Source organism: Thermodesulfobacterium geofontis OPF15 (assembly GCF_000215975.1).
In the GTDB taxonomy this organism is placed as follows: domain Bacteria; phylum Desulfobacterota; class Thermodesulfobacteria; order Thermodesulfobacteriales; family Thermodesulfobacteriaceae; genus Thermodesulfobacterium; species Thermodesulfobacterium geofontis.
In genome coordinates, this window is the sequence record NC_015682.1 from 433,976 (window position 1) to 459,649 (window position 25,674).

Below are 25,674 nucleotides of genomic sequence, written 5' to 3' on the forward strand. Positions count from 1 at the left end.
TATGTCTGATTTTGTTCATCTCCATCTTCATACAGAATGGAGTCTCCTTGATGGAGCTATAAGAATAGAAGATCTTACTAAAAGACTCATAGAATATGGAATGCCAGGGTGTGCTGTAACTGATCATGGAACTTTATATGGAATTATTCATTTTTATACCAAGTTAAAAGAAGTAGGTCTTAAGCCCATTATAGGTTGCGAATTTTATGTAGCTGAGGGGTCTCGTTTTGAAAAAAAAGCATCAAAAAGAGGAGAAGCCGGGACACATTTAGTTTTGCTTGCCAAAAATAAAGAGGGTTATCAAAACCTTTTAAAATTAGCCTCAATTGCATATTTAGAAGGATTTTACTATAGACCTCGCATAGATAAAGAAGTTCTTAAGCAATATCATCAAGGGCTTATAGCAATGAGTGCCTGTTTGGAAGGGGAAATTCCGAGACTTCTTTTAGCAGGAAATTTAAATAAGGCTATAGAAGTAGCCAAATGGTACAAAGAGTTATTTAAGGATGATTTTTATTTAGAACTTCAAAAAAATGATTTACCCGAACAAGACAAAGTTAACGAGGGGATTTTAGAGATAGCTGAAAAATTGAGAATTAAATGTGTTGCTACTGCAGATTGTCATTACTTAGATAAAGAGGATGCTCTTGCTCATGAAGTCCTTTTATGTATTCAAACAGGACATAAACTTTCTGATCCCGATAGATTTAGGTTTAATACAGATAAGCTTTATTTTGCAAGTGCTGAAGAAATGAGAGAAAGATTCAAAAATTATCCTTTAGAAATTATTACTAATTCTATGGAAATTTTTGAAAAAATAGATTTAGAAATCAAAACTGATGAAATTTTATTTCCTAAGGCGAAAATTCCAGAAGGTGAAACTGTAGAAAGTTATTTTATTAAAAAAGCAAGAGAGGGTTTAGAAAGGAAACTTAAAGAACTTAAAGCCAAAGGTCAACTTGCAGAAGATGAAGAAAAATATTGGCAAAGATTAGAATATGAGATAGATACTATAATTGAAAAAGGGTATGCAAGTTATTTTTTAATTGTGGCGGACTTTGTAAATTGGGCAAAATCTCGTGGAATTCCTGTTGGTCCAGGAAGAGGTTCTGCTGCAGGTGCACTTACATCATATGCTCTTGGAATTACAAATTTAGATCCTTTGAGATGGGGACTTCTTTTTGAAAGATTCTTAAATAAAGAAAGGCCAAGTCTTCCTGATATAGATGTAGATTTTTGCATGGAAAGAAGAGATGAGGTTATAGAATATGTAGCTAATACTTACGGAAAGGAATATATTGCTAAAATTGCAACCTTCGGGCAACTGAAAGCAAGACAAGTAGTAAGAGATGTAGGAAGGGTACTTGGATTTAAACCTAAGGAAATAGATCCTATAGCAAAGATGATAAGTCCTGGAATAAATGTAACCTTAGAAAAGGAATTACAAAGAGAGGAGTTTAAAGAATTAATTAAAAGATCTGAAAAAATAAAAAAACTTTTTGAACTTGCCAAAAAACTTGAAAGATTACCAAGGCATGTAAGTCAACATGCAGCAGGAGTTATTATAGCAGGAAAACCAATTACAGAAGTTGCGCCTTTAATGAAAGGAGATGAAGGGGAAATTCTTGTTCAATTTGATATGAAAGCTTGTGAAGCTGTAGGACTAATAAAATTTGACTTTTTAGGTTTAAAAACCCTCACCATCATTGATCATACCTTAAAGCTTATAGAAAGATATGAAGGAATAAAAATAAATATTGATGATATCCCCTTAAATGATGAAAAAACTTATGAACTTTTAAGGAAAGGAGAAACTGATGGAGTATTTCAATTAGAATCAGACGGAATGAAAGAGTTATTAAGGAGGCTTAAACCTACAGATTTTAACGATCTTATTGCAGTATTAGCTTTATATAGACCAGGCCCCTTAGAAGGAGGATTAGTTGATCAGTATATAGAAACAAAACATGGAAAAAGAAAACCAGAATATTTGCATCCACTTTTAGAGCCTATTTTAAAAGAAACCTATGGAGTAATAGTATATCAGGAACAGGTAATGGAAATAGCAAGAGCATTTGCAGGTTATACCTTGGGAGAGGCAGATTTATTAAGAAGGGCTATAGGTAAAAAAGAAAAAGAACTTATGGAAAATCTAAAAAAAGAATTTATTTCTCGTTCTGTTGAAAGAAATATACCTCTTGAAATAGCTGAAAAGGTATATGATTTAATTGAAAAATTTGCAGATTATGGATTCAATAAAAGTCATTCAGCAGCCTATGCTCTTCTATCCTATCAAACTGCTTATTTAAAAGCACATTACCCCGTATACTTCATTGCAGGAATTCTTACCTATTCTGCTAACAAAAGCGAAGAAGTTAGTAAATATATAGCTTTAGCAAATGAGATGGGAATAAAAATTTTACCACCAGACATAAATAAAAGTGAAGCAGGATTTACAGTAGAAGGTTCAGCCATTAGAATAGGACTTTATGCCATTAAAAATGTAGGAGAAGAAGCTGTAAATGAAATTTTAAAGAAAAGACCTTATGAGTCTTTTATAGATTTTTGTAGTAAAGTGGATACTAAAAAGGTAAATAGAAAAACTATAGAAGCCCTTATTAAAGCAGGTGCTTTTGACAGTTTAGAACCTAATAGAGCTAAACTTATGCATAATCTTCCTTCAGTTCTTTCTATTTCTAACCAAGCTAAATTTTCTATTCTTTTTAAACAAGGTTCTTTACTAAGCTTAGATAAAACCTTTAATTTGGAAGAGGTTCCTCCTTGGGATTTAGATGAAACATTAAATTTTGAAAAATCCGCTTTGGGATTTTATCTTACTGATCATCCAATGAGAAGATTTAGAAAATGGATCAATATTTTTTCTTCTTATTATGTGGAAAAAATAAAAGAAATTGAGGAAGGAACAAAAATTATTGTAGCTGGAGTTATTTCAGAAATAAAAGTAAAAAGCACCAGAAACGGAGAAAAAATGGCTATTATAAAAATAGAAGATGAAAAGTCATCTTTAAAAGCTCTTGTTTTCCCCGATTTGTATAATCAGTATATGCACCTTTTAAAAGAAGGAGCAATGCTTTGGTTTAAAGGGGAAGTAGATAAAGAGGAAGAAAACAAGGTTCTTTTAATAGAAGATTTGGCAGAGTTAAAAGATTTAAAATTTTTTAAAGATGGGAAATTAAATATTCTATTTTCTTCTGAAAATTTTAAAGAAGAAAAATTAGAATATTTTAAGAATTTTTTGATAAAAGAAGAAGATTTAAAATCAGGATTACCTATCCAACTTTATTTAAAATATCCAGACTATTTAGTATGTTTTGAAATAAACGGATATAAAATAGACCCCTCTTATGAACATTTATCTTTATTATTGGACACCTTTGAAGAAATTCATTTAAAAGTGATTTTTTCATAAAAATTTTAAAGTTTTTACTTGAAAATTAAATTTCTATAGGCTACAATAAAATTTTAAAAACTCTAAAGGAGGAAGATATGCTTTCCAAAATTCCCTTTGATCTTTCAAAAATTGAAGATGAAGATCTTGACAAACAAATCCTTAGAGTAGCAATTATTGCAGAACTTGATGCCATTAATCTTTATGAACAATTGGCAGCTATGACTGAGGATGAAAATTTAAAAGCTGTTTTTCTTGACATAGCAAGAGAAGAAAAAACCCATGTAGGAGAATTTTTGACTATGCTTCTTATGAAAGATGAAGAACAAGAAGAGGAATTGTCAGCTGGAGAAGAAGAAGTAGAAGAAATTTTAGAAGGTGAAGAAGAGGAAGAATAAATTTTTAAAATAAGTGAATGCTTTATTTATGTAATTTTATTATAATTATTCTTTTCTTCTTTTCTTTTATCATATCTTCTTGTTTTTCAGCTTATAAAAAAACTTTTGAAATTACAGCACAAAAGATAGAGGTTTTTCATAAACCAGAAATTGTCATTGCAAAAGGAGATGTAGTTATAAATAGCAAAGAATTTCTAATCTGGGCTCAAACTGCTAAATATGAAGTTGAAACAGAATATTTAATTTTGGAAAATTTTAAAATTTTTGATTTTCAAAAAAATGCAACTACTGAAGGAAATAAAGGGTTTTTAGATTTAAGAAATGAGGAAATTTGGGCAGATAGAGCCTTTATTTTTTTAAAAAAGGAACAAATAAGAATAAAAGCTATAGATTTTCATAAAAATGCTTTAAATGAATATTTTGCTAAAAAAGCACTTATCACTACTTGTGAACTTGATTGTGAAAATGAAAAAGATTTTCCTCCTTGGAGTTTAGAAGTTGATAATTTTTTATTAACACCAGAAGGTATAAGTAGTGGAGAAGCAACCAAATTTAAAATTAAAAATGTTCCTATAGGATATTTCCCTAAAGCTGCCTATATTCCTAAAGTTAATTTGCCTATAACTATTCCCAGAAAAACTGGATTTTTAACTCCAAAATTTTTTCAAGGAAGTAGATTGGGATTTGGGATACAGATACCCCTTTTTTGGGCTTTTACAGATCAAATAGATTTTACTATATCTCCCTTTTATCTTACTAAAAGAGGAATGTTAATGGATATAGAAAACCAATTTAAATTTGAAAAAGAATTTCAAGGGCTAATAAAAATTAGATACTTAAAAGATATAGCGAAAGAAGGATATGCTATTGAAGAAAAACCAGAAAAAAATAAATGGTGGGTTGTTGGAAAAATAGATTACGGAATGAAACCTAATTTAGATGCCCATTTAGATTTTGATGTGGTATCAGAGAGAGGATTTTTAGAAGAATTTGATGTAGGAGAAGGGGGTTACTCAAACACAAGGGCACAAATTTTAGGAAGATTTAATAGAGATATAGAAGATAAGGCACAGGAATATAGAACTTCAAAATTTTGGATTCAATATTATAGAAATAGTTTATATACAAGACTTGAAAATACCTATTTAAATTATCATGGAGCAATTGATAGTGATACCATTTTACAGCCCCTTTTTAATTTTAATTTTAACTTTTTACCTACAAGTATTTTAAATATCTTATTTCCTGAAGCATCTTTAAAATATCTTTATACTTACAGAAAAGAAGGATATTATGGAGACAAAATTGATACCAAAGTGGGTATTACTTATCCTTTTAAAATTGGTATGTTTTTTAATTCTGCAAGCTTTAATTATAATTTTAGTTTCTATAACCTAAGAGAAAAAGAGAGTTTTAAAGAAAGTAGTATAAACCGAAATTATTATGAATTTTTGATAAATTCTTATGTTTTGCTTTATAAATATTATGATTTTTTAACTATTTTTGATAAAAATTTAAGATTTTTACATACTTTAAAGCCCTATGCTACTTATTTTTATCGTTCTAAACCAAGTGAAACTAACATTCCCCAATTTGATTATGAAGACTTAATTAGTAATAAAACTCACACCTTAGAATATGGACTTTGGCAATATTTTAGTTTCCCCTCTCGTAAAAATTTTTTAATAATCAGAGCCTATCAGCAATATGATTTTGTAAAGGGAGAGCGCTCAGCTACGGCTACCAAACCTGAAGAAAAACCCTTTTCTGACATATTCTTACAAGTCCTACTTAATTACAGTCCCTTTATTTATGCAAGATATGATACAGCTTATAATTTTTATGGACTTGGATTAAAAAAACATTCTCTTAGTTTAAGCTTAAGAGATGTATATCTTGATTATATAGATTTAATTTATCAAGAAGATTCTGCATGGAATACAAAACAACTTACTCTTGATTTAAAATCTAAAATTTTAAATCACTTCTTAGCAGAATTTTATATAAGCAGAAATCTTATAAGAGATGAAACTACAGAAATGAAACTTATAGGAACTTATTTACAGGACTGTTATACACTCAGTTTGGGATTTTCTGTTACTCCGAAAGATACAAAATTTTATTTTCATTTTCAATTAAAAGGATTAGGAGGTTATGGAATAGAAAAGTAGCATTAAGAATGCTTCAGAAAATAAAAATTTTAATGCCAGGTCCAATAAAATTTAACTTTGTTAAAGAAGGATTAGGGTATTATCTAAATAAATTAGAAAAATTTGTTGAAATTTCCGCTCTATTTCCAAAAGTAAAAATCAAAGAATCTGAAAAAAATATAAGAATAAAAAAAGAAGGAGAGGTATTAAAAAGATACATTTCAGATAAAGAATATTTGATAGTTCTTGATGAGAAAGGAAAAGCGTTTAAAAGCTTTGAGTTAGCTAAAAAGTTGGAAAATTTAATGCAAAATCAAACTTTTATTACCTTTGTTATAGGTGGACCAGAGGGATTATCTGAAGAATTAAAAAAGGATGCTAAAGAGATTTGGAGTATTTCTTCTCTAACCTTAAATCACGAAATAACTCTTTTAGTTTTAGTTGAAGCGCTTTATAGAAGTTTTACAATTATAAAAGGTATTCCCTATCATAAGGAGTGAAAAGATGAAAAAATTTGCAATAATCTATGATGAGATATTTTTAAAACATAATCCAGGAGCTTTTCACCCAGAATCTCCTCAAAGACTCCAGGCTATTTGGGAAAGATTACAAAAAGAAGATATAGCGCCTTATATTGAAGTTTTCCCCCCTGATATAGCAACAAAAGAAGAAATTTTATGGAATCATAGTGAATATCTTTATAATTTAATTGAACACACTAAAGGAAAACCTTATACTCAACTTGATCCAGATACAGCTACCAATGAATATTCCTTTTTTGCAGCCTTAAAAGCAGTAGGAGCACAAAAAACAGCTTTAAAACTACTTTTTGAAGAAGGTTATAGAGGAACCTTTGCTCTTGTTAGACCACCTGGTCATCATGCTGAGAAAGATCGTGCTATGGGATTTTGTTTATTTAACAATGTTGCTATAGCAGCCTATTATGCCAAAAATTACTATGGACTAAAAAAAATTTTAATAGTGGATTGGGATTTACATCATGGAAATGGAACACAAAAGAGTTTTTATTCTGATCCAGAAGTTCTTTATTTTTCAGTTCATCAATATCCCTATTATCCTGGGACAGGACATTATTCTGAAATCGGTGAAGGTAAAGGAATAGGTTTTACTTTGAATGTTCCTCTCCCTGCTTATTGTGGAGATGAGGAATATATCTATATCTTTAAAGAATTTTTAGGACCTATAGCTTTGCAATTTGAACCAGAAATTATTATGGTTTCAGCAGGATTTGATCTCTGTGAGGGAGACCCTTTGGGGAATATGGAAGTTACTCCACACTTTGGAATTCCCATGTTAACTTTAATTTTAAAAAACATTGCAGAAAAAACTTGTCAAGGGAGAATCCTTTTTACTTTAGAAGGTGGTTATAATGCAGTTAATCTTCAAGAGAGTGTAGCTAACTTAATTTTAACTTTTCTGGGATTAAAAGATCTTCCAGAAAAAATAACCTTTTCAGAAAGAGCTGAAAGAATAGAAGCAAAAATTCTTAAACCACTTAAGGAGCTTTTAAGATATGCAACCAGCTGGCTTATTTAGAATAAATGTAAAGAAAATTTTTATTGTAGCTTTATTATGGTTAATTCTTTTTGGAGCTGGATATTTTTATTTTTTTAAATATAAAAAGCTCCCCAAAGGGGTTCTTATTTTACATGGGAGAATTGAAGGGAAAGAAATAAACATATCCTCTAAGGTTCAGGGCAGGATTATAAAGCTTTATAAAAGAGAAAGTGACAGAGTTAAAGCAGGAGAAATACTTGCTGAACTTCGTCCAGATGAATTTTTGGCTCAATTCAAAAGTGCTAAAGAAGAGGTCGAAGCAACTTATCAAAACAAACTTCTTGCAGAAAGTTATCTTTTAAAATCAAGAGTTAAATTAGAACAAGCTAAAAGAGATTTAGAAAGATTTGAAAAATTGTATAAAGAGGGGGTAATTTCTAAAAGAGATTTAGAATTAGCAGAACTTAATTATAAATCAGCTCTTGCTGAATTTAGAGTTAATGAGAGATTTATTGCCCAAACCGAAGCAAAATATAAATCAGCTTTACAAAAATTAAAAGAGGTAGAAGTTATTTATAAAGAGACAAAAATTTATGCACCCACTCACGGGGTTATTTTATCAAGACCTGCAGAAGAAGGAGAAATAGTAAATCCAGGGCAAACAATTTATACCATGGTTGATCTTCAAAAACTTTATGTAAAAGTTTACATACCTGAACCTGATCTTGGTAAAATTAAATTAGGTCAAATAGCAAGGATATATGTAGATGCTTATAAAGATCGCTATTTTAATGGTACAATTACCAGAATTTATGAACAAGCTGAATTTACACCTAAAAATGTGGAAACTAAAGAAGAAAGAGTAAAGCTTGTTTTTGGTGCTGAGGTCTTTGTAGATAATAAAGAAGAACTTCTTAAACCAGGTATGCCTGCAGATGTGGTGATAAAAATTGATCCTAAAGCAGAATGGATAAGACCTTAGGTTCTCCTGTTATCACGGTTAAAAATTTATCAAAAGTCTACGGAAAATTAAAAGCTGTAGAAGGGGTTTCTTTTGAAGTAGAAAAAGGTGAAGTTTTTGGGCTTATCGGTCCTGATGGAGCAGGTAAAACAACCCTTATACATGTTTTGGCAGGAGTTTTAGAACCTTCTTCGGGGGAGGCTTATATAAATGGAATTAATGTGGTTAAAGAACCTGAAAAAATAAAAAAACTTATTGGATATATGCCTCAAGGGCTTGGGCTTAATCTTTATGACAACCTTACAGTAGAAGAAAATATGAATTTTTTTAAAGATTTAAGACTTATCTCTGAAGATACCTTTCAAAAAAATAAAGAAATACTTCTTGAGATAACAAGACTAAAACCTTTTCTTTCAAGACCTGCAAAAGCTCTTTCAGGAGGTATGAGACAAAAGCTTGCCCTTATATGTACCCTTCTTCATCTTCCTGAAGTGATACTTCTTGATGAACCTACTACAGGTGTTGACCCATTATCAAGACAGGATTTTTGGGAGATTATTCATACCTTGGTTCAGGAAAGAGAAATAACTGTTCTTTTGACTACTGCTTATATGGATGAAGCAGAAAGATGTAATAGAATTGCGCTTATTCATAAGGGGAAGCTTCTTCTTCAAGATAAACCTGAAAATATACCCGATTTAGAGGGTGCATTTATATCCGCTGTTTCTGGAGAAAGACCTAAGTCCTTTTTGAAAAAAAGTTCATCCTTTTCTGAAAAAGAAACTAATATTCTCATTTGTAATAGAGTAAGCAAACTTTTTGGAAAATTTAGAGCAGTTGATAGAGTAAGTTTGGAAGTAAAGAAAGGGGAAATTTTGGGGCTCCTTGGTCCAAATGGAGCGGGTAAAACAACCCTTATAAAAATGATGTGCGGACTTCTTCCTCCCTCAGAAGGTGAAATTTTTATTTCAGGAAATAATGTAGAAAAAGAAAAGGCGAAGGTCTGGAGATTAATAGGATATATGTCTCAAAAATTCTCCCTTTACAAAGATTTAACTGTTTTAGAAAATATTAAACTTTATGCAGGACTATATGGAGTAAAAAATAAAAATTTTGGAGAACTTTTAGAAAAGCTTGGTTTATTAGGCTGGGAAGGAAGATTAGTTAAAGATATTCCCTTTGGGATAAAACAAAGGTTAGCCCTTTCTTGTGCAGTTTTACACAAACCCTTAATAGTATTTTTAGATGAACCTACCTCAGGAGTTGACCCAGTTGCAAGAAGATCTTTTTGGGAGATGATACATTTTCTCTCAAGAGAAGAAGGGATAACAGTAATTCTTTCAACTCACTATATGGATGAAGCAGAAAATTGTGACAGGATTGGACTTATGAATAAAGGAAGACTTATTGCCCTTGGAACACCTGAAGAACTTAAAATGACTTCAGAAAAGATTTCAGGAAAACTTTTACAAATAAGAACCTCAGAATTTAGAGAAGTTTTTAAAAAGCTTAAGAGTGATTTTCCCAATTTATCTCTTTATGGGAATAAAATTTTATTAAGAACCTTTTCTCCAGAAAAAGATAAAGAAAAAATAGAAAAAATTTTAATTAAAGAAGGAAAATTTAAAATAGAAATTTCTCAGACTTTACCATCTTTACAAGAAACTTTTATAGATTTTATAAAGAAAGATTTAGAAGAAAATCCAGAAAACTATGTTTAAAAGACTTTTAGGTATTGTTAAGAAAGAATTTAAAGAGCTTATAAAAGATAAACTTTATCTTACATTTGTATTTGTAATACCTATGGTGGTAATGTTTCTTTTAGGATATGGATTAAATCTTGATGTAAAACATTTACCTGTAGCCTTTCTTGATTACGATAAAAGCAAATTAAGCAGAGAATATGTAGATAGATTTATTAACAACGAATATTTTGAAATTTATGCTTTTGTAGAAGATTATAAAATTGCAGAACATCTTATAAATTTGGGAGAAATAAGAGCTCTAATTGTTATACCTCAGGATTTTTCAAGAAAACTCTATAAAGGAGAAAGAGCAGAGGTTCAGATTTTAATAGATGGAACCTATCCAAGTAGAGCAGAAGTTGTTAAAGGATATGTTACTGCCATAAATACTATGTTTAATCAAAAATTGCTTGAAAAGTATAAGACTTTAAAATTTCCTGTAGAGGTTGAGGTAAGAGCTTGGTATAATCCAGCATTGGAAAGTAAAAATTTTATTATGCCAGGTATGTTAGTTACTACACTTTGTTTTTATCCTGTTTTTCTTACCTCACTTGTTGTAGTTAGAGAAAGAGAATTTGGAAGTATTTTTAATTATTATACTTCACCTGCAAGACCATGGGAAATTATTTTTGGTAAAGCTCTTCCCTATGTATTTGTTTCTTTTATAACTTATCTTATGCTTTTTTTTATAACAGTTTTTATTTTTAAGGCTAAATTTATAGGAAGTTTTTTAGTTTTATCCTTGGCAAGTTTACTCTATCTTTTTTGTACTGTAGGAGTGGGGCTTTTAATTTCAACCTTTACTAAAACCCAGATTACTGCTATGTTAATTGCCTTTATCACTACAGTTATTCCTACCTACCTTTATTCAGGATTTCTTTATCCTGTTAGTAGTATGGAACTTAGCGGAAGGATTATAAGTAGATTTATTCCTGCTACCTACTTTTTAGGAGTAGTAAGAGGAATTTATTTAAAAGGTCTTCCAGGAACCTACTTTTCAGAGAATTTATTTAATCTTTTCCTTTATGCCTTTATAGTTTACTCTACCACTATATTTAAATTTAAAAAGAAACTTTAAAAATTTATGAGATTATTTTCTCTTCTCAAAAAGGAGTTTTTACAGTTTTTTAGAGATAGGGTTTTGATTTTCATTTTAATTTATGCCTTTACTGTAGTTGTTTATACAGGAGGAAGAGGAATAAGCTTAGAAGTTAAAAGGTTTCCAGTTATTATCCAAGACCAAAGTAATAGCAGAGCAAGCAGAGAATTTATAGCCAAAATAAGGCTTCCCTATTTTAAAATTCTTGGATTTGTTAATTCTGACAAAGAGCTAATTGAATGGCTTGACAGAGGTAAAGCCTCTATGGCAATAATTATTCCTCCTGATTTTGAAAGAAAACTTAAAAAAGGAAAGGCAAAAATTCAGGTTATAATTGATGGAACCATGTCTATGACCTCAACTATGGCAATTTCTTATATTTCAGACATTACTTACAATTATTCTTTAGAAATTTTGGAATATGATCTTTATAAAAAAAATTACTCAATTCCTATGACTGAAGAAAAACTTAGGGTTCTTTTTAATCCCAATGTTCTTAGTACTTGGTTTATGAGTCTTTTAGAGCTTTTTAATATGATAACCATGACCTCTCTTCTTATTACTGCTGCAGCCCTTATAAGAGAAAAGGAATATGGGACAATTGAACAACTTCTTATAACACCAGTTAAAAGCTGGGAAGTTTTTCTAGCTAAAATTATTCTTACTATAATAGTGATTAGTATTTTATCCCTTATTAGTCTTTTTATAATGGTTAAAGGTGTTTTTGGAGTCCCTGTGAGAGGTAATATATTTTTATTTTTTACAGTAACCTGTATTTATGTTTTCAGTATGGCCTCCATTGGTATTGCTATTGCAACAATGGTTAATAATCTTCCTCAAGCTATGATGGTAATAATTGCAATTCTTGTTCCTATGCTTATGATTTCAGGTGCATGGAGCCCTCCTGAAGCAATGCATCCAGTTATTAAATATATTAGTCTTCTTTCCCCTATGAGATATTTCTTAGACTTTGGATATGGAGTTTTATTAAAAGGAAATAACTTAGAATATGTATGGAAAGATATTTTAGGAATTATATTAATTGGAATTCTTCTTTTAATCTTTTCAGCATTAAGATTTAGACAAAGTTTTGCTAAATAGGAGGGAAAAAATGAGAATAAAGCTTATTTTTGATGAAAAAGAGGAGGTTTTGGCAGAACTTTTTGATACAGGTTGTGCAAAAGCTATTTATGACATTTTGCCTATTGAAGCAAATCTAAATACTTGGGGAGATGAATTTTATTTTTCTATCCCTTTAGAATATCCTCTTGATGAAACAGCCACCCTTAAAGTTAAAGCAGGAGATATTGGATATTGGCCTCCTGGAAAAGCAATGGCTATCTTTTTTGGTCCTACCCCAGCTTCAGTAGATGAAAATCCAGTTCCTGCAAGTGAAGTTAATATAATAGGTAGACTTTTAGAGGATCCAGCTAAGCTTAAGAAATTTAAGAAATTTAAGAAAATAAAAATAGTTTCTCTTTAAAAGTAATTTTGGAAATAACTAAAAACTTTGGAGGATAAAATGAAAGGTCAGGAGAAGGAAAAGGTTTGGAAGATTGCTAAATTTATGAGGGAGAAAGATAAAGTTGCTGTTTGGCTAAATGTAGATTTAATAGAAGTAGACTTAGGCTATGCCTTAATAGGTATGAAAGTAAGAGAAGATATGCTTAATGCAGCTAAGGTGTGTCAAGGAGGTGCTATTTTCTCTTTTGCAGATTTTGCTTTTGCTATTGCTTCAAACTCTCATGGAAGGTTAGCTTTAGCTATTTCATCAACTATCTATTTTTCTTCTTCTGCCAAGGAAGGAGAATATCTTTATGCTGAGGCTAAAGAATTAGGTCTTACTAAAAGAACAGGGCTTTATGAAGTAAAAGTTTTTGAAAAGGAAAGCAAAAGATTAATTGCTCATTTTACTGGGCAAGTTTATCGAAAAGAAGAAACTTTAATTGGTGATTTTTCATGAATTTAATAAGCAGTTTTTGTCAAAACTTAATCTTTATAAGACATGGTTTTATTGCTGAAGAATATAGAAAGATATTTTATGGACAGCTTGATGTCCCCCTCTCTGAGGAAGGTAAGATAAAATCTCTAAAGGTAGTTGATGAGCTTTCCAATTATTCTATAAAAGCAATTTTTTCAAGCCCTCTTCAAAGGGCTTTTTTTCCTGCAAAGATTTTATCAGAAAGAAAAAAAATTCCTTTAATTATAAAGGAGGAATTAAAAGAGATAAATTATGGAATTTGGACAGGTAGACCAAGAGAGGAAATTTATAAAGAGCCTCTTTTTTGGGAAAGATTTAAAAATGATACTATTTCTCCTCCAGAAGGGGAATCTATTAGAGATTTAAGAAAAAGAGCAAAAAGTTTTTGGGAAGGTTTAAAAGATTTAGAAGAAGGATTATATGTAATTTTTACTCATGGAGGATTTATAAGGGCGCTTCTCTGTGAACTTTTAAATTTGGAGAGTCGTTTTCTTTTTACTTTTGAGATATATCATTTAAGAGGAGTTCTTATAACCCATTTTGAAGATAATCAAATTCTTGTTCGTGGAATTAATATAGATGTAAAGGATCTTGGGGTATTGCTTGAGAGTGCTTATTGGTAAATTTTTTGAAAAAAGTTAAAAAGGTATTATAATTTTAAATAAGGCTATTGGGACCTGTGCGACGGATCCTGGTGAACCCCGCCAGGCCCGAAAGGGAGCAACGGTAGCCAGGCTCTCCGGGTGCCACAGGTATCCCAATAGCCCCATTTTATAATTGGAAGCGTAAGGGGGCTGGTGTCCCTCCCGGGCTTCAAACCCGGTGCACCCCAAAATAAAAGGGGTGGGTGGGTTCAATTCCCACACGCTTCCGCCAAAAAATAAAAATTTTAAACTTTTTTAAAATATCTTACAAATTGAAAAAAATATTATTAAAAATTTTTCTTTATTTTCTTGCTTTTCTTCTTTTAACTAATCAATTAAGCTATGCCTTAATAACTCTTCCTGAAGAAGAAAAAATAGGAAAACAGGTTCTTCAAGAACTATCCTCAAAGGTTGAGTTTATTCAGGATATGGAATTAGTAGCCTATATAAATAGTATAGGAAATTTATTAACTAAAAGGGGATTAGATTTTTCTCCCTTTAATTTTAGATTTTACCTTATAAAAGAAGATTCTTTTAATGCCTTTTCTGTTCCCGGAGGATATATTTTTTTAAACTCTGGTATTTTTGAAAGTATAGAATCAGAGGATGAACTTGCTGGGATAATGGCTCATGAAATGGCACATAATATATGTAGACACATAGCAAGAAGATTGGAAGATATAAAAAAAATGCAAATAACAATTACAGCTGCGACTTTAGCTGCGATTTTATTAGGTGGAGGTAAAGCTGGAGAAGCTGTAAATATAACTTCTTTAGCTCTTGCAGAAACTAAACTTTTGTCTTATAGCAGAGCTGATGAAGAAGAAGCTGATAGAACAGGATTTCAAATTTTAACTAAAACTGGATATAATCCCTGGGGAATGGTTAAAATAATGGAAAAACTTTCTCAAAAAAGTAATTTGGCTATAGAACTTAGTTATAGATATTTACTTACCCATCCTTTACCTCAAGAAAGAATGAGTTATTTAATTGATTTAGCTAATAAATATGGATCTTCTAATTATTCTTCAGCCATTATAAGTTCAGACCTCTATTATTTTAAAAGAATAGCTATCAAAGCTAATGTAATGTCTAAGGATCCTGCAGATTTAGTATTAAGGTATAGAGAAGAATTAAAAACTAAAGAAGATCCTTGGCTTAAATATTCTTTAGCCCTTGCTTTAGCACAACAAAGATTTTTTAAAGAGGGAATTTCTGAAATGGAAGAAGCCTTGAAGGAACTTCCATGTAAACCATATTTTTTATTAGATCTTGCTGAAATGTATTTTAATTCAGGAGATTATCAGAATGCGTTGGTTATTCTTGAAAAGGTTGAAAACTTAGTAGGAACTGATAAACCCTTTGAAAAAATAGTTTATTTAAAACAGCAATATCTAAAAGCAAGAGCATTAGCAGAAACTCTTCAAACTTTTCAGGCTTATGAAATCTTTAATAAATTAAAAGAAGAAAAAATATTAGAAAATGACCCTTATTTTTATTTTTATTTTGGAAAAGTTTGTTCTAAAATTAATAAAGATGGAGAAGCCCATTTTTATTTTGGCAAATATTTTGAATTAAAAGGTGATTATAAGACAGCTTATTTTCATTATAAAAAAGCCCTTTCTTTTTTATCTGAAAAAGATAAAATGTATAATGAGGCAAAAAAAATTATAGAAACTATAGAGAAAAAGGAATAATTTTGAGGGAGGAAGTTTTAATATGGCAGAAAAGAATGTTTCTTCAATAAGAACCCATAAAATAAAAATTAGAAAACCCTTTAGTATAGAATATAAAGAAAAAATAGTTTGCCCCTATTGTAATAATAGTGAGGATTTTTATGAAGTAATAGAAAATGCAACTATCTTTATTACTTATATTCAAAATCCAGATGGCACCTTAGAACCTATAGAAGAAGAATTGGAAGTTTTAGGTCCTATAAAATTCTTTTGCGGAATATGTAATGCTGACCTTACAAGACTAAAAAGATAACAAAATTGGTAAATAGATTTGCGTCCCTATTATATAGTTCTTAGTTACCAAGCTTTTAAAAAATATTTTCAAGAACTTAAAGAAGGGGATCTTATAGGGATAAGATTACCTTTAAAAAAAGAAGAAATAGGATTAATAATAGATTTATTAAATAGAAAGGTAGAAGCCTTTCCATCATTTTTATCTCAAGTTTTAAGTACCTCTAAAACTTTACAAGCAGAAATCTTAAAAGATTTTATTCTTCCTCATACTTTTGCCATTCGTGATAAAACTACATTACTTTCAGCTATTTCAGAATTGTCTAAATTAGAAAGTACCTTTAAAAAATTTGTCACAAAAGATGATAGAGCAAATTGTGGATTAGGAGTAAGACTCTGGAATTCTTTGGAAGAGATTTTTAATATTGCAGGGAGTCCAGTTTTACCTTATCCCTTTGTATTACAACCCTTTTTTGAAAATGTAAGAGATATAAGAGTTGTGGTTTTAGGAGAATATTATATAGAAGCTTATGAAAGAGTGAACCCCTATAATTTTAGAAAAAACTTATTTATGGGAGGAAAAGCAAATTCTTATGAATTAAATAAAAAGGAGATAGAATTCTGTAAAAAAGTTATGGAAAGAGGCAAATTTCCTTATGCCCATTTAGATTTAATTTATATTGGAGATAAAGGACCTTATATCTCAGAAATAAGTCTTAAAGGAGGAATAAAAGGAGCTAAAATAAATCATAAAGAATATGAAGAAATTATTAAAAAGATACATCAAGAATTTTACAAAAAATGGGAAGAAAAATATAGTCCTGTTGAATATCTTACTCCCTAAAGATTATTTTTAAGACAGGTTTTTAATTTGTGGGATAAGATAGTTTTCAATTACATAGTCCCAATTAAGTTTATGACCTACTTTTGCAATTTCTTCTAAAAATTTCTCTTTATCTTTTAAGGTTTTTGGTATCTTTTCAAAGATTTTAGAAATATTGTTAGTTATATAGTATTCTTCCAAAGCGTATCTTTTTTCTTCAGTTAAGTTTTTAAGGGAATCGATTGAGAAATTTTTTCCTGCAGAAATAAAATCTAAACTAAAGTAGGGTTTAAAAGTGTTTTCAAAGGTTTTTTCTAAGAAAAAGGAAACCCCACAAGAGGTAGAATGGATAGAAAAACCTCCAAAAGGTAAAGTTTCTATGTGAGCAATACCAAAGGGTTCATAAATAGACATCCCCAGCTCTATATCAGAGCCAACTCTTAAATCAAGAGTATCAATATCTTCAGTAAATAGAGTAGGACATTTTCTTTTAGAAAGTCCAAATTGATTAATGAAAAGGGCTTTTATATTTTTTGATCTTAGATTAAAGGTTTTTACATATTTATATATTTCTATTTCATAACCTATCAAATCAGGCCAGCCAACTCTATGTTCAAAGGGCCAACAATATTCTTTTACCATTTTTTCTACCTCTTGAGGAGATCTACCAGTTGCAACTAAAGAAGAAAGAAGGATATAAATTCCATATAAATTGTTTTTTTCAAAAAGATTATCTAAATAAGGTAAAAGAATAAAATCACGCCATATTCCTTTACTTTTAACTAATCTACAAACATGGGTAATAATAAGGTCTATTTCAGGAAAGCCGAATCTACTTTTTAAATTCCTTTTAATTTTTTCTTGGGATTTTAATTTTGCTTCTAAGCTATAATGATCTGAAGAGGTAGCATTATAAACAATAGCAATTTTATCTTGAGAAATATCGGGGCATAAAAATTTGTATTCTTCAACTATCCAATCTCCAACTGCAAATATTTTATCAAATCTTTTAGCAAGTTTTACCAAGGGAGTACGATACCAATCATCTTGAGGACCAAAAATATCTTCTAAAGAAAGCCCTCTTTCTTTCCCAAACTTAAGAATATTATAAAAACTTATATCTGAACCTCCCAAATTTTCTACAATTCTTCTAACAGGAGCAACTTCATGGGCATAAAAGATTCTTTTGTGATTTTGTGCTTTAAAAGAGGGGTTTAATTCAAGGCTTAACAAAGAAGGTATTCCCATGTATTCATGAGCAAAATGATAGAATTCTTTTGCAGAAGGATATAAAAGGGAAATTAATTCAAAATAGGGAATCCCAATTCTAAAGTATTGTTCATAATCCCAATCTTGTTCATATCTATCTGAAGGAAGTCCAAAATTTTCCCAAAATAGATATTTAAAAAAGTTTATCACCTCTTTATTCATATGGGTTATATCAATTAACAAAACTTCTACAGTAGAAGTTTTGTTAGGATTTAGCTCATTAACAATTTTTCTTTCTCCATAAACTATATCAATGTTATATTTTTCAAGAAGAAACTTAAAAAGCTGGTTAAAATTTTTAGTATCGTAATGATCTTTACTTGAAAAAAAGACTGTTCCGTCTTTTCCAAGCCTTGTACTTGGAGAACCTATATATTCAAAAAGGGGTCCATATAAAAGAGTTTTATCAAAAAAGGAAAGATAAGAAGAAGAGATACACAATTGATTTATCACCTCTCCTATTCCACCAATTTTATATAAAGCTTCATGAGTTATGTGTATAGCAACTCTCATGTTTTTACTCTATCATAAAGAATTAAATTTAAAAGCAATTATTTTAATTTTTCGGCAAATTGTTATTTAAATCTTAATATAAGAACTTGCTTAAATTGGAAATGGTTTTATATTGGAAAATGTTATGAAACTTCCTAATAAAAGGGGTTATTTTGGAAAATTTGGTGGACGTTTTGTTCCGGAAACACTTATCCCAGCTTTGTATGAGTTAGAAAGGGCTTATTTTCAAATTAAAAAAGATAAATCCTTTTGGAAAGAGTGGAAAACTTTACTTCAAGAATACGCAGGTAGACCAACTCCTCTTTATTATGCCGAAAATTTTTCCAAATACTTAGGGGGACATATAAAAGTTTATCTCAAAAGAGAAGATCTTTTACACACAGGGGCTCACAAGCTCAATAATACAATTGGTCAAGTTCTTCTTGCAAAAAGAATGGGTAAGGAACGTATTATTGCTGAAACTGGAGCAGGTCAACATGGAGTAGCTACTGCTACAGCTTGCGCTCTTCTCAATATGAAATGTGTTGTTTATATGGGTGCCAAAGATACTGAAAGACAAGCTTTAAATGTTTTTAGAATGAAACTTTTAGGAGCAGAAGTTATACCTGTTTATTCTGGAACACAGACCTTAAAAGATGCTATAAATGAAGCATTAAGAGATTGGGTTACAAATGTTAGAAATACTTTATATGTAATAGGTTCTGTAGTGGGCCCCCATCCTTATCCCACAATAGTTAGAGATTTTCAAAGCATTATAGGTATAGAAACAAAAAGACAAATACTTAAAAAAGAAGGAAAACTTCCTGATATAATTATAGCATGTGTAGGTGGTGGTTCTAATGCTATGGGCATTTTTTATCCCTTTTTTAAAAATAAAAAAGTAAAATTTATAGGAGTTGAGGCAGCAGGACACGGATTAAATACAGATTATCATTCAGCAACACTCTCTGTTGGAGAGCCAGGAGTGCTTCATGGTATGTTAAGCTATCTTTTACAGGATAAGGTAGGACAAATAAAGGGAGCTCATTCTATTGCTCCGGGTCTTGATTATCCAGGTGTAGGGCCTGAACATTCCTATTTTAAAGAAATTAAAAGGGCAGAATACGTTGCAGTAACAGATGAAGAGGCTTTATCTGCTTTCCAAATTCTTTCCGAAACAGAGGGTATAATCCCTGCACTTGAACCAGCTCATGCTATAGCTTATCTAATAAAAATTGCTAAAGAAATTCCTAAGGGAAGTATAGTAGTTGTAAATCTTTCAGGAAGAGGAGATAAAGATGTAATGGCTGTAAAAGAATATTTTGAAAAAAATAAAAAATCCTATGAAAAAGGGAGCTAAATTAATAGAAAAACGTATAAGAGATTTAAAAGAAAAGGGAGATATTCCTTTTATCCCTTATATAACTTGCTGGGATCCAGATTTAGAAACTACATCTGCTATTCTCTGGGAACTTGCAGAAATAGAACCTGCTTGTATAGAACTTGGATTTCCTTTTTCTGATCCTGTTGCAGATGGTCCAACTATTCAAAAAGCTGTAGTTAGAGCTTTAAAAAATAAGCCTGATTTTTCCGCATTTTTTGAATTTATAGAAAAACTAAATCAAAATAAATATCCCATCCCTATAGTTTGTATGACCTATTATAATATTATTTATCGTTTTGGCTTAGAAAAAACAGTTGAAAGTGCTTTAGCTTCTGGTCTTTCAGGTTTTATAATAGCTGATCTTCCTATTGAAGAAGCTGGTCCCTGGCTTAAAGCAAATAAAGGGAAAGGTCTTGCTACCATCTTTTTGGCTGCACCTACTTCCCCAGAAGAAAGGATTAAAAAAATTGCTAAAAAATCTTCTGGATTTTTATATTATGTTTCTTTAACAGGAATTACTGGAGCAAGAGATAAACTTCCTGATGATGTAGTAGAAAGATTAAAAATGGTTAAAAACCAGTCTTTGATTCCTGTTGCTGTAGGATTTGGCATTTCAAAGCCAGAACATGTAAAAATGCTTTCTCCTTATACAGATGCCATTATTATAGGAAGTGCTATTGTAAAAATTGTAGAAGATAAAGAAAAAAAGGCACCTAAGGAAATCAAGAAATTTCTTAAATCTCTAAAATGAAAATTCTTAAAGTAAAAACTAAACCTTCTTACGAAATTATAATTAAAGAAAATGTTTTTGAAGATATTCCTAATGACTTAAAGAAAAATTTTAATTTTGGTAAAATTGCCATAGTTACAGATCATATAGTTGAAGACCTTTATGCTAAAAGGTTATATGAAAACCTTAAAAAAAACCAAATAAAAGCAGAAATTTTTTCTTTTCCTGCAGGAGAGGCTTCAAAAAATATAGATACAGTTATTTCTCTTGCAAGAGCACTTATTCAAAAGAATTTTGATAGAAAAGATATAATTATAGCTTTGGGAGGGGGTGTAGTTGGTGATGTAGCTGGTTTTCTTGCAAGTATTTATCTAAGAGGTATCCCTTATATTCAGATTCCTACTACCCTTCTTGCTCAAGTTGACTCCTCTGTTGGAGGGAAAACCGGGGTTGATCTCCCTGAAGGCAAAAATTTAATAGGCACTTTTTATCAACCAGCAAAGGTTTATATAGATCCTTTAGTTTTAAAAAGTCTCCCCATAGAAGAAATAAAAAATGGGCTTGCAGAGGTTATTAAGTATGGATGTATTTTGAAAAGGAGGCTATTTAGTTTTCTTTCAAAAAAGGGTAAAGAGCTTTATAATTTAAATTCTCAGGATCTTGAATACATAATTTTTGAAAGTACTTCAGCTAAAGCTTATGTAGTTTCTAAGGATGAGAAAGAAAAGGACTTAAGAAGAATTCTTAATTTTGGGCATACCATAGGACATGCTATAGAGACTGAGCTTAATTATAGTATACCTCACGGGCTTGCTGTAGCTGTAGGAATGGTTATAGAAGCAAAAATTTCAGAAATTTTAGGAATTGCTGAAGAAAGCGTTTCAGAACCATTGATCAAACTTCTTAAAAGTCTTGATATGCCCTATGAAATTTCTCATCTATCTTCTAATTTAGATCCTTCAAAGCTAATTTCTCATTTTTCTAAAGATAAAAAGGTATGGAAAGGGAAATTAACCATGGTTCTTTTAAAAAAAATTGGTAAAGCTCAATTTTACGAATTTTCTTCTTTTGAAGAGGCAAAGGAAGTTTTTTTAAAGTGTTTTTAGAAATATAATTTTGAAAAATTTGAAAGGTTTGCTAAATTTTAATTTTGATGGATGAAAAATTAGACCGTTTATTTAAAAAGATAAAAGATCAGACTTTTTATAAACTTTCTGCTTCAGGAAATGACTTTATAATCTTCTTAAATTTTGATGAAAAAATAACCTCAGAAGAAGGAAAGATCCTTGCTAAAAAACTTTGTAGACCAAAATTTTCAATTTCAGCAGATGGTCTTATTTTATTAGAAAAGCCGAGTACTTCTTCTGCAAGCTTTTCTTGGAAATTTTTTAATTCAGATGGAAGTGAAGCTGAAATGTGTGGGAATGGAGCAAGATGTGTTGCAAGATTGGTTGAAGAACTTGGGCTTTTTAAAAGTCCCTTTTATTTTGAAACCAAAGCTGGACTTATTTATGCTGAAGTAAAAGGGGAAAGGGTAAAAGTAGCTTTAACTTCACCAAAGGATTTAAAGCTTAATTTGGTTATAAGAACTGATTATGATTGGTTTATGGCACATTTTGTTAATACCGGGGTTCCTCATGTGGTTATTTTTTGGGATGATATAGAGTCAGCACCAGTAGAAAAAATAGGTCTTAAGATAAGATATCATGAAATTTTTAAGCCTGCAGGAACAAATGTAAATTTTGTAGAATTAGTAGAAGGTGATAAAAAATATTTAAAAATTAGAACTTATGAAAGAGGAGTTGAAGCAGAGACTTTAGCCTGTGGAACAGGTGCAAGCGCATCAGCTTATATCTCTTATAAACTTGGTTTGGTTGATAAAAAAGTTGATCTTTTAACTAAAAGCGGAGAAATTCTTACAGTTTATATTGAAGATGAGGAAAACAAAATATATCTTGAGGGAGATACAAGATTTGTCTTTGAAGGAAAAATAAAAAAAGAGGCTATACTATAATAAAAGGAGGTAAGAGGATATGAAACTACAAGGCTCTATAGTAGCATTAGTAACACCATTTAAAGATGGAAAAGTAGATGAAGCCTCATTAAGAAATCTTATAAAATGGCATCTTCAAGAGGGAACTCACGGAATTTTAGTTCTTGGAACAACTGGTGAGGCAGTGACCATAGATTTAGAGGAAAGAAAAAGGGTAATGGAGATAGCTTTAGAAGAGGCAAAGGGGAAAGTCCCTTTAATTGTTGGGACAGGAACAAATGATACTCAGAAAGTTCTCAAATATACTAAACTTGCAGAAGAAATGGGTTTTGATGCAGCTTTGATAGTAACTCCCTATTATAATAAGCCAACTCAAAATGGTCTTTATGAGCATTATAGTTATATTGCTAAAAATACTAATATTCCCATTATTCTTTACAATGTGCCTGGAAGAACCTCTGTTAATTTATTACCTGAAACAACTGCTAAACTTTCTCAAATTGAAAATATTGTGGCTATAAAAGAGGCTTGCGGTGATATTAAACAGGTAACTGAGCTTTTACTTAAATGCCCTAAGGATTTTACTATTCTTTCGGGAGATGATTTTACTGCTTATGCAACAGTTATGCTTGGTGGAAAAGGAGTTATTTCTGTTGCAGCAAATGTTATGCCAAGAGAAATGTCTCAACTTATGGAAAGTGCTTTAAATGGAGAGGTAGCTAAAGCTCAAGAATTAAATTTAAAACTTTATCCTCTTTATAAAGCTATGTTTGTTGAAACCAATCCAGTTCCAGCTAAGGCTGCACTTTGGCTTATGGGTAAAATTGAAACTCCAGAGGTAAGGCTTCCTTTGTCTCAACTTTCAGAAAAGTCCTTAGAAACTCTAAAGACTATTTTAAAAGAAAATTATGGCTTAATTTAATGTTCCACGTGGAACATTAAATTTTTTAAAATAAAAATTAGGAGGGGATTATGGAAAACTTTGAATTTTATGTGCCTACAAAAATAATTTTTGGTAAAAAAACTGAAGAAAAAATTGGAGAGATTTTAAAGAAAGATGGGATTAAGAAAGTGTTATTTGTTTATGGTAGAGAATCAATTAAAAAGATTGGTCTATATGATAGAGTAGTAAAAGCTTTAAAAGAATCTGGTATTGATTTTATAGAACATTCAGGGGTTAAACCTAATCCAGTTTTATCTCATACAAGAGAGGGAATTAAAAAAGCTAAAGAAAATAAAGTGAAAGCTATACTTGCTGTAGGTGGAGGTTCAGCAATTGATGAAGGAAAAGCTATAGCAGTGGGAGCAAAAACTAAAAAAGATATATGGAAATATTTTAAAGGTGAGGAAGTTATTGAAACTGCTTTACCTATTTATACTATCCTTACTTTAGCTGCAACAGGTTCTGAAATGAATGGATTTGCTGTAATTACTAATGAGGAAACTAAAGAAAAATTAAATATTGCCTCAGAACATATTTTTCCAAGAGTCTCTATTCTAAATCCAGAACTAACTTATACAGTAACTTCTCAGTATCAAGCCTATGCTGCAGTTGATGTAATAGCACACATAATTGAGTACTATTTTACTTGTAAAGTTTGTCCTAATTTGTCAAATAGAATTTCAGAAGGGCTCATAAAGACAGTTATGGAAACTACAGAAATCATATTAAAGGATCCAAAAAACTATAAAGCCCGTGCTGAATTTATGTGGTCTTCAACACTTGCTTTAAATGGATTAACAAGAACTGGAGTTGGTGGAGGTCTATTTCCTAATCATTTAATAGCACATGCCTTGGGAGGTATCTATGACCTTCCTCATGGAGCCTGTTTATCAATTGTAATCCCTGCATGGATGAGCTGGTATAAAGAGGAAAATAAATCTCAATTTGAAAGATTTGCTAAAGAAATCTTCGGTGTTTCTTCTGCTGAAGATGGTATATCTGCACTTAAAAACTGGTTTAAAAAAATAGGTGCTCCTGTAAGTTTAAAAGAAGTAAATATCTCAGAAAAAGAAATTCCAGAGATTGCAGAAAAGGGATATAATATTGCCAAAATTTGGGGAATAGAAAACCTTTATTCTAAAGAAGTAATTGAAGAGATATTAAAAAAAGCAATAAAATAGAGCTTTTATTTTTTTAAATAAGTTTTAAAATAAAAATATGTATATTGCAAGAAGACCTGTAGCTGGACATTTTGAATACTCTTTAAAAGAATCCTATTATGAAGCTCCCTATTGGAAAAGTAAAACTATCTTAAATCTTGGGGAATTTCCAGAAAATTATATAACCTATTACAGTGAAGTTGCATTTTCTATAGATTTAGAAGAAAAATTAGAAGAACTTGGATATAAAGTAGATCAATGGGAATTAGAAAGGCTATTTTTTAGATTTTTAAATCCTGAAGCACAAAGAATAATTCTTCAATTTACTCGACCTAAAAGTATTAAAAAAGTACACAAAACCTTTTCTATAAAAGATATCCATCCCTTTGATATTAAAAGAAGATTGGTTTTAAAATTTGGGATCTCAAATCCAGAAAAATATATGGATATTCCTTATCCCTTTTTAAGTGAACTTTGTGAGAAATCAAGAGATGAATTGGAAAACTATTTTTGGGATTTAGAAGATAGACTAAAACATAGAGAAAAAATAAGATATCTTATGGCAATTTTTGGTCTTTCTTATATATCTTCCAGAGCAACTCAAGAAGATATAGATAGGCTTTTTTTAAATAATTTTTGTCAAATTTTGGAAGATGAAACCTTTAGAATGGGTATAAGCTCAGAGGAACTTCATAGAAATTATTTTTGTAGATATATATGGATATATTTTGATATGGTTCCCTTTTTCCCAAGACCAAAGGAGTTTTATTTTAAAGAAAAAGAGATCTATTTTAAAGCTTTTGAGCTCCTTGGTATTCCTGTTGAAGAATTAAAAAGATTATCAAGAAAGGAGTTGTTGAAAATTTTTAGAAAAAAGGCAAAAGAGCTTCATCCAGACAAAGGAGGTTCTCACGAAAGATTTATAGAATTAAGAAAAATTTTTGAAGAACTCCTTAAAATAAAAAAGGGGGATTAAAATCCCCCAAAAATAATAGGTGTAGTATGAAG

The 25,674-nt window shown here is 30.5% G+C and carries 23 protein-coding genes, 1 tRNA gene and 1 other RNA gene; 24 read left to right on the forward strand and 1 reads right to left on the reverse strand.

All coding sequences use genetic code 11. The annotated features are described in order from the left end of the window. Window position 1 precedes the first annotated feature (1 nt). From dnaE to TOPB45_RS02330, 17 genes are all read left to right on the forward strand, one after another. Window positions 2-3,430, forward strand: coding sequence for a DNA polymerase III subunit alpha (dnaE, locus tag TOPB45_RS02255; protein ID WP_013909237.1), 3,429 nt, complete (start codon window positions 2-4; stop codon window positions 3,428-3,430). A gap of 77 nt (window positions 3,431-3,507) precedes the next feature. Further along, entirely contained in the window at window positions 3,508-3,807 is a 300-nt protein-coding gene (locus TOPB45_RS02260; RefSeq protein WP_013909238.1) for a ferritin family protein, read from the forward strand. Between the two features lie 17 nt (window positions 3,808-3,824). Continuing rightward, complete coding sequence (locus TOPB45_RS02265) at window positions 3,825-5,978, forward strand: LPS-assembly protein LptD (RefSeq protein ID WP_013909239.1); 2,154 nt, start codon at window positions 3,825-3,827, stop codon at window positions 5,976-5,978. A gap of 8 nt (window positions 5,979-5,986) precedes the next feature. Further along, complete coding sequence (locus tag TOPB45_RS02270) at window positions 5,987-6,457, forward strand: 23S rRNA (pseudouridine(1915)-N(3))-methyltransferase RlmH (protein ID WP_013909240.1); 471 nt, start codon at window positions 5,987-5,989, stop codon at window positions 6,455-6,457. 4 nt (window positions 6,458-6,461) lie between these two features. Beyond that, entirely contained in the window at window positions 6,462-7,514 is a 1,053-nt protein-coding gene (locus tag TOPB45_RS02275; protein WP_013909241.1) for a histone deacetylase family protein, read from the forward strand. Beyond that, window positions 7,492-8,457 carry an HlyD family secretion protein gene (locus TOPB45_RS02280; RefSeq protein WP_013909242.1) on the forward strand — a complete coding sequence of 322 codons (966 nt, stop codon included), beginning with the start codon at window positions 7,492-7,494 and terminating at the stop codon, window positions 8,455-8,457. Before TOPB45_RS02275 ends, TOPB45_RS02280 begins: the two co-directional genes overlap by 23 nt. Next, entirely contained in the window at window positions 8,442-10,157 is a 1,716-nt protein-coding gene (locus TOPB45_RS02285; RefSeq protein ID WP_013909243.1) for an ATP-binding cassette domain-containing protein, read from the forward strand. The genes TOPB45_RS02280 and TOPB45_RS02285 overlap by 16 nt, the downstream gene beginning before the upstream one ends. Next, the gene (locus TOPB45_RS02290) at window positions 10,150-11,259 is read left to right on the forward strand and encodes an ABC transporter permease (RefSeq protein WP_013909244.1); all 1,110 of its coding nucleotides are present in this window, start codon (window positions 10,150-10,152) and stop codon (window positions 11,257-11,259) included. Before TOPB45_RS02285 ends, TOPB45_RS02290 begins: the two co-directional genes overlap by 8 nt. 6 nt (window positions 11,260-11,265) lie before the next feature. After that, window positions 11,266-12,381 (forward strand): ABC transporter permease, encoded by a 1,116-nt coding sequence (locus TOPB45_RS02295; protein WP_013909245.1) that lies wholly within the window; start codon window positions 11,266-11,268, stop codon window positions 12,379-12,381. Between the two features lie 10 nt (window positions 12,382-12,391). Next, complete coding sequence (locus TOPB45_RS02300) at window positions 12,392-12,763, forward strand: cyclophilin-like fold protein (RefSeq protein WP_013909246.1); 372 nt, start codon at window positions 12,392-12,394, stop codon at window positions 12,761-12,763. A gap of 39 nt (window positions 12,764-12,802) precedes the next feature. Further along, the gene (locus tag TOPB45_RS02305) at window positions 12,803-13,243 is read left to right on the forward strand and encodes a hotdog fold thioesterase (protein ID WP_013909247.1); all 441 of its coding nucleotides are present in this window, start codon (window positions 12,803-12,805) and stop codon (window positions 13,241-13,243) included. After that, window positions 13,240-13,884 (forward strand): histidine phosphatase family protein, encoded by a 645-nt coding sequence (locus TOPB45_RS02310; protein ID WP_013909248.1) that lies wholly within the window; start codon window positions 13,240-13,242, stop codon window positions 13,882-13,884. Before TOPB45_RS02305 ends, TOPB45_RS02310 begins: the two co-directional genes overlap by 4 nt. A 45-nt stretch (window positions 13,885-13,929) precedes the next feature. After that, an RNA gene (gene ffs / locus TOPB45_RS08750) (signal recognition particle sRNA small type) lies at window positions 13,930-14,027 on the forward strand. A gap of 13 nt (window positions 14,028-14,040) precedes the next feature. Next, window positions 14,041-14,137 (forward strand) — tRNA-Sec (locus TOPB45_RS02315). Window positions 14,138-14,177: 40 nt separating this feature from the next. Beyond that, a complete protein-coding gene (locus TOPB45_RS08755) occupies window positions 14,178-15,602 on the forward strand; it encodes a beta-barrel assembly-enhancing protease (protein WP_013909249.1) in 1,425 nt (474 codons plus the stop codon). A gap of 22 nt (window positions 15,603-15,624) precedes the next feature. After that, on the forward strand, window positions 15,625-15,894 hold the full coding sequence (locus tag TOPB45_RS02325; protein ID WP_013909250.1) for a hypothetical protein: 270 nt from the start codon (window positions 15,625-15,627) through the stop codon (window positions 15,892-15,894). Window positions 15,895-15,912: 18 nt separating this feature from the next. After that, window positions 15,913-16,716 (forward strand): ATP-grasp domain-containing protein, encoded by an 804-nt coding sequence (locus TOPB45_RS02330; RefSeq protein WP_013909251.1) that lies wholly within the window; start codon window positions 15,913-15,915, stop codon window positions 16,714-16,716. 9 nt (window positions 16,717-16,725) lie between these two features. Here TOPB45_RS02330 and TOPB45_RS02335 read toward each other — a convergent pair whose 3' ends face one another. Then, window positions 16,726-18,477: a hypothetical protein gene (locus TOPB45_RS02335; protein ID WP_013909252.1), complete on the reverse strand. Its 1,752-nt coding sequence runs from the start codon at window positions 18,475-18,477 to the stop codon at window positions 16,726-16,728. Window positions 18,478-18,601: 124 nt separating this feature from the next. Between TOPB45_RS02335 and trpB the strand changes: the two genes are divergently transcribed. Genes trpB through TOPB45_RS08510 form a run of 7 tightly spaced genes read left to right on the forward strand, consistent with a single transcriptional unit; the run spans window position 18,602 to window position 25,642 of the window. Next, window positions 18,602-19,816, forward strand: coding sequence for a tryptophan synthase subunit beta (gene trpB, locus TOPB45_RS02340; protein ID WP_013909253.1), 1,215 nt, complete (start codon window positions 18,602-18,604; stop codon window positions 19,814-19,816). Next, on the forward strand, window positions 19,779-20,591 hold the full coding sequence (gene trpA, locus TOPB45_RS02345; protein ID WP_236608021.1) for a tryptophan synthase subunit alpha: 813 nt from the start codon (window positions 19,779-19,781) through the stop codon (window positions 20,589-20,591). The genes trpB and trpA overlap by 38 nt, the downstream gene beginning before the upstream one ends. After that, entirely contained in the window at window positions 20,588-21,676 is a 1,089-nt protein-coding gene (aroB, locus tag TOPB45_RS02350; protein ID WP_013909255.1) for a 3-dehydroquinate synthase, read from the forward strand. Before trpA ends, aroB begins: the two co-directional genes overlap by 4 nt. Before the next feature lie 47 nt (window positions 21,677-21,723). Then, window positions 21,724-22,584, forward strand: a complete 861-nt coding sequence (gene dapF / locus TOPB45_RS02355; protein ID WP_013909256.1) for a diaminopimelate epimerase — start codon at window positions 21,724-21,726, stop codon at window positions 22,582-22,584. 19 nt (window positions 22,585-22,603) lie between these two features. Beyond that, window positions 22,604-23,485, forward strand: a complete 882-nt coding sequence (gene dapA / locus TOPB45_RS02360; protein ID WP_013909257.1) for a 4-hydroxy-tetrahydrodipicolinate synthase — start codon at window positions 22,604-22,606, stop codon at window positions 23,483-23,485. A 50-nt stretch (window positions 23,486-23,535) separates the two neighbouring features. Next, entirely contained in the window at window positions 23,536-24,687 is a 1,152-nt protein-coding gene (locus tag TOPB45_RS02365) for an iron-containing alcohol dehydrogenase (RefSeq protein ID WP_013909258.1), read from the forward strand. A 37-nt stretch (window positions 24,688-24,724) separates the two neighbouring features. Further along, complete coding sequence (locus tag TOPB45_RS08510; RefSeq protein ID WP_013909259.1) at window positions 24,725-25,642, forward strand: J domain-containing protein; 918 nt, start codon at window positions 24,725-24,727, stop codon at window positions 25,640-25,642. Window positions 25,643-25,674 lie beyond the last annotated feature (32 nt).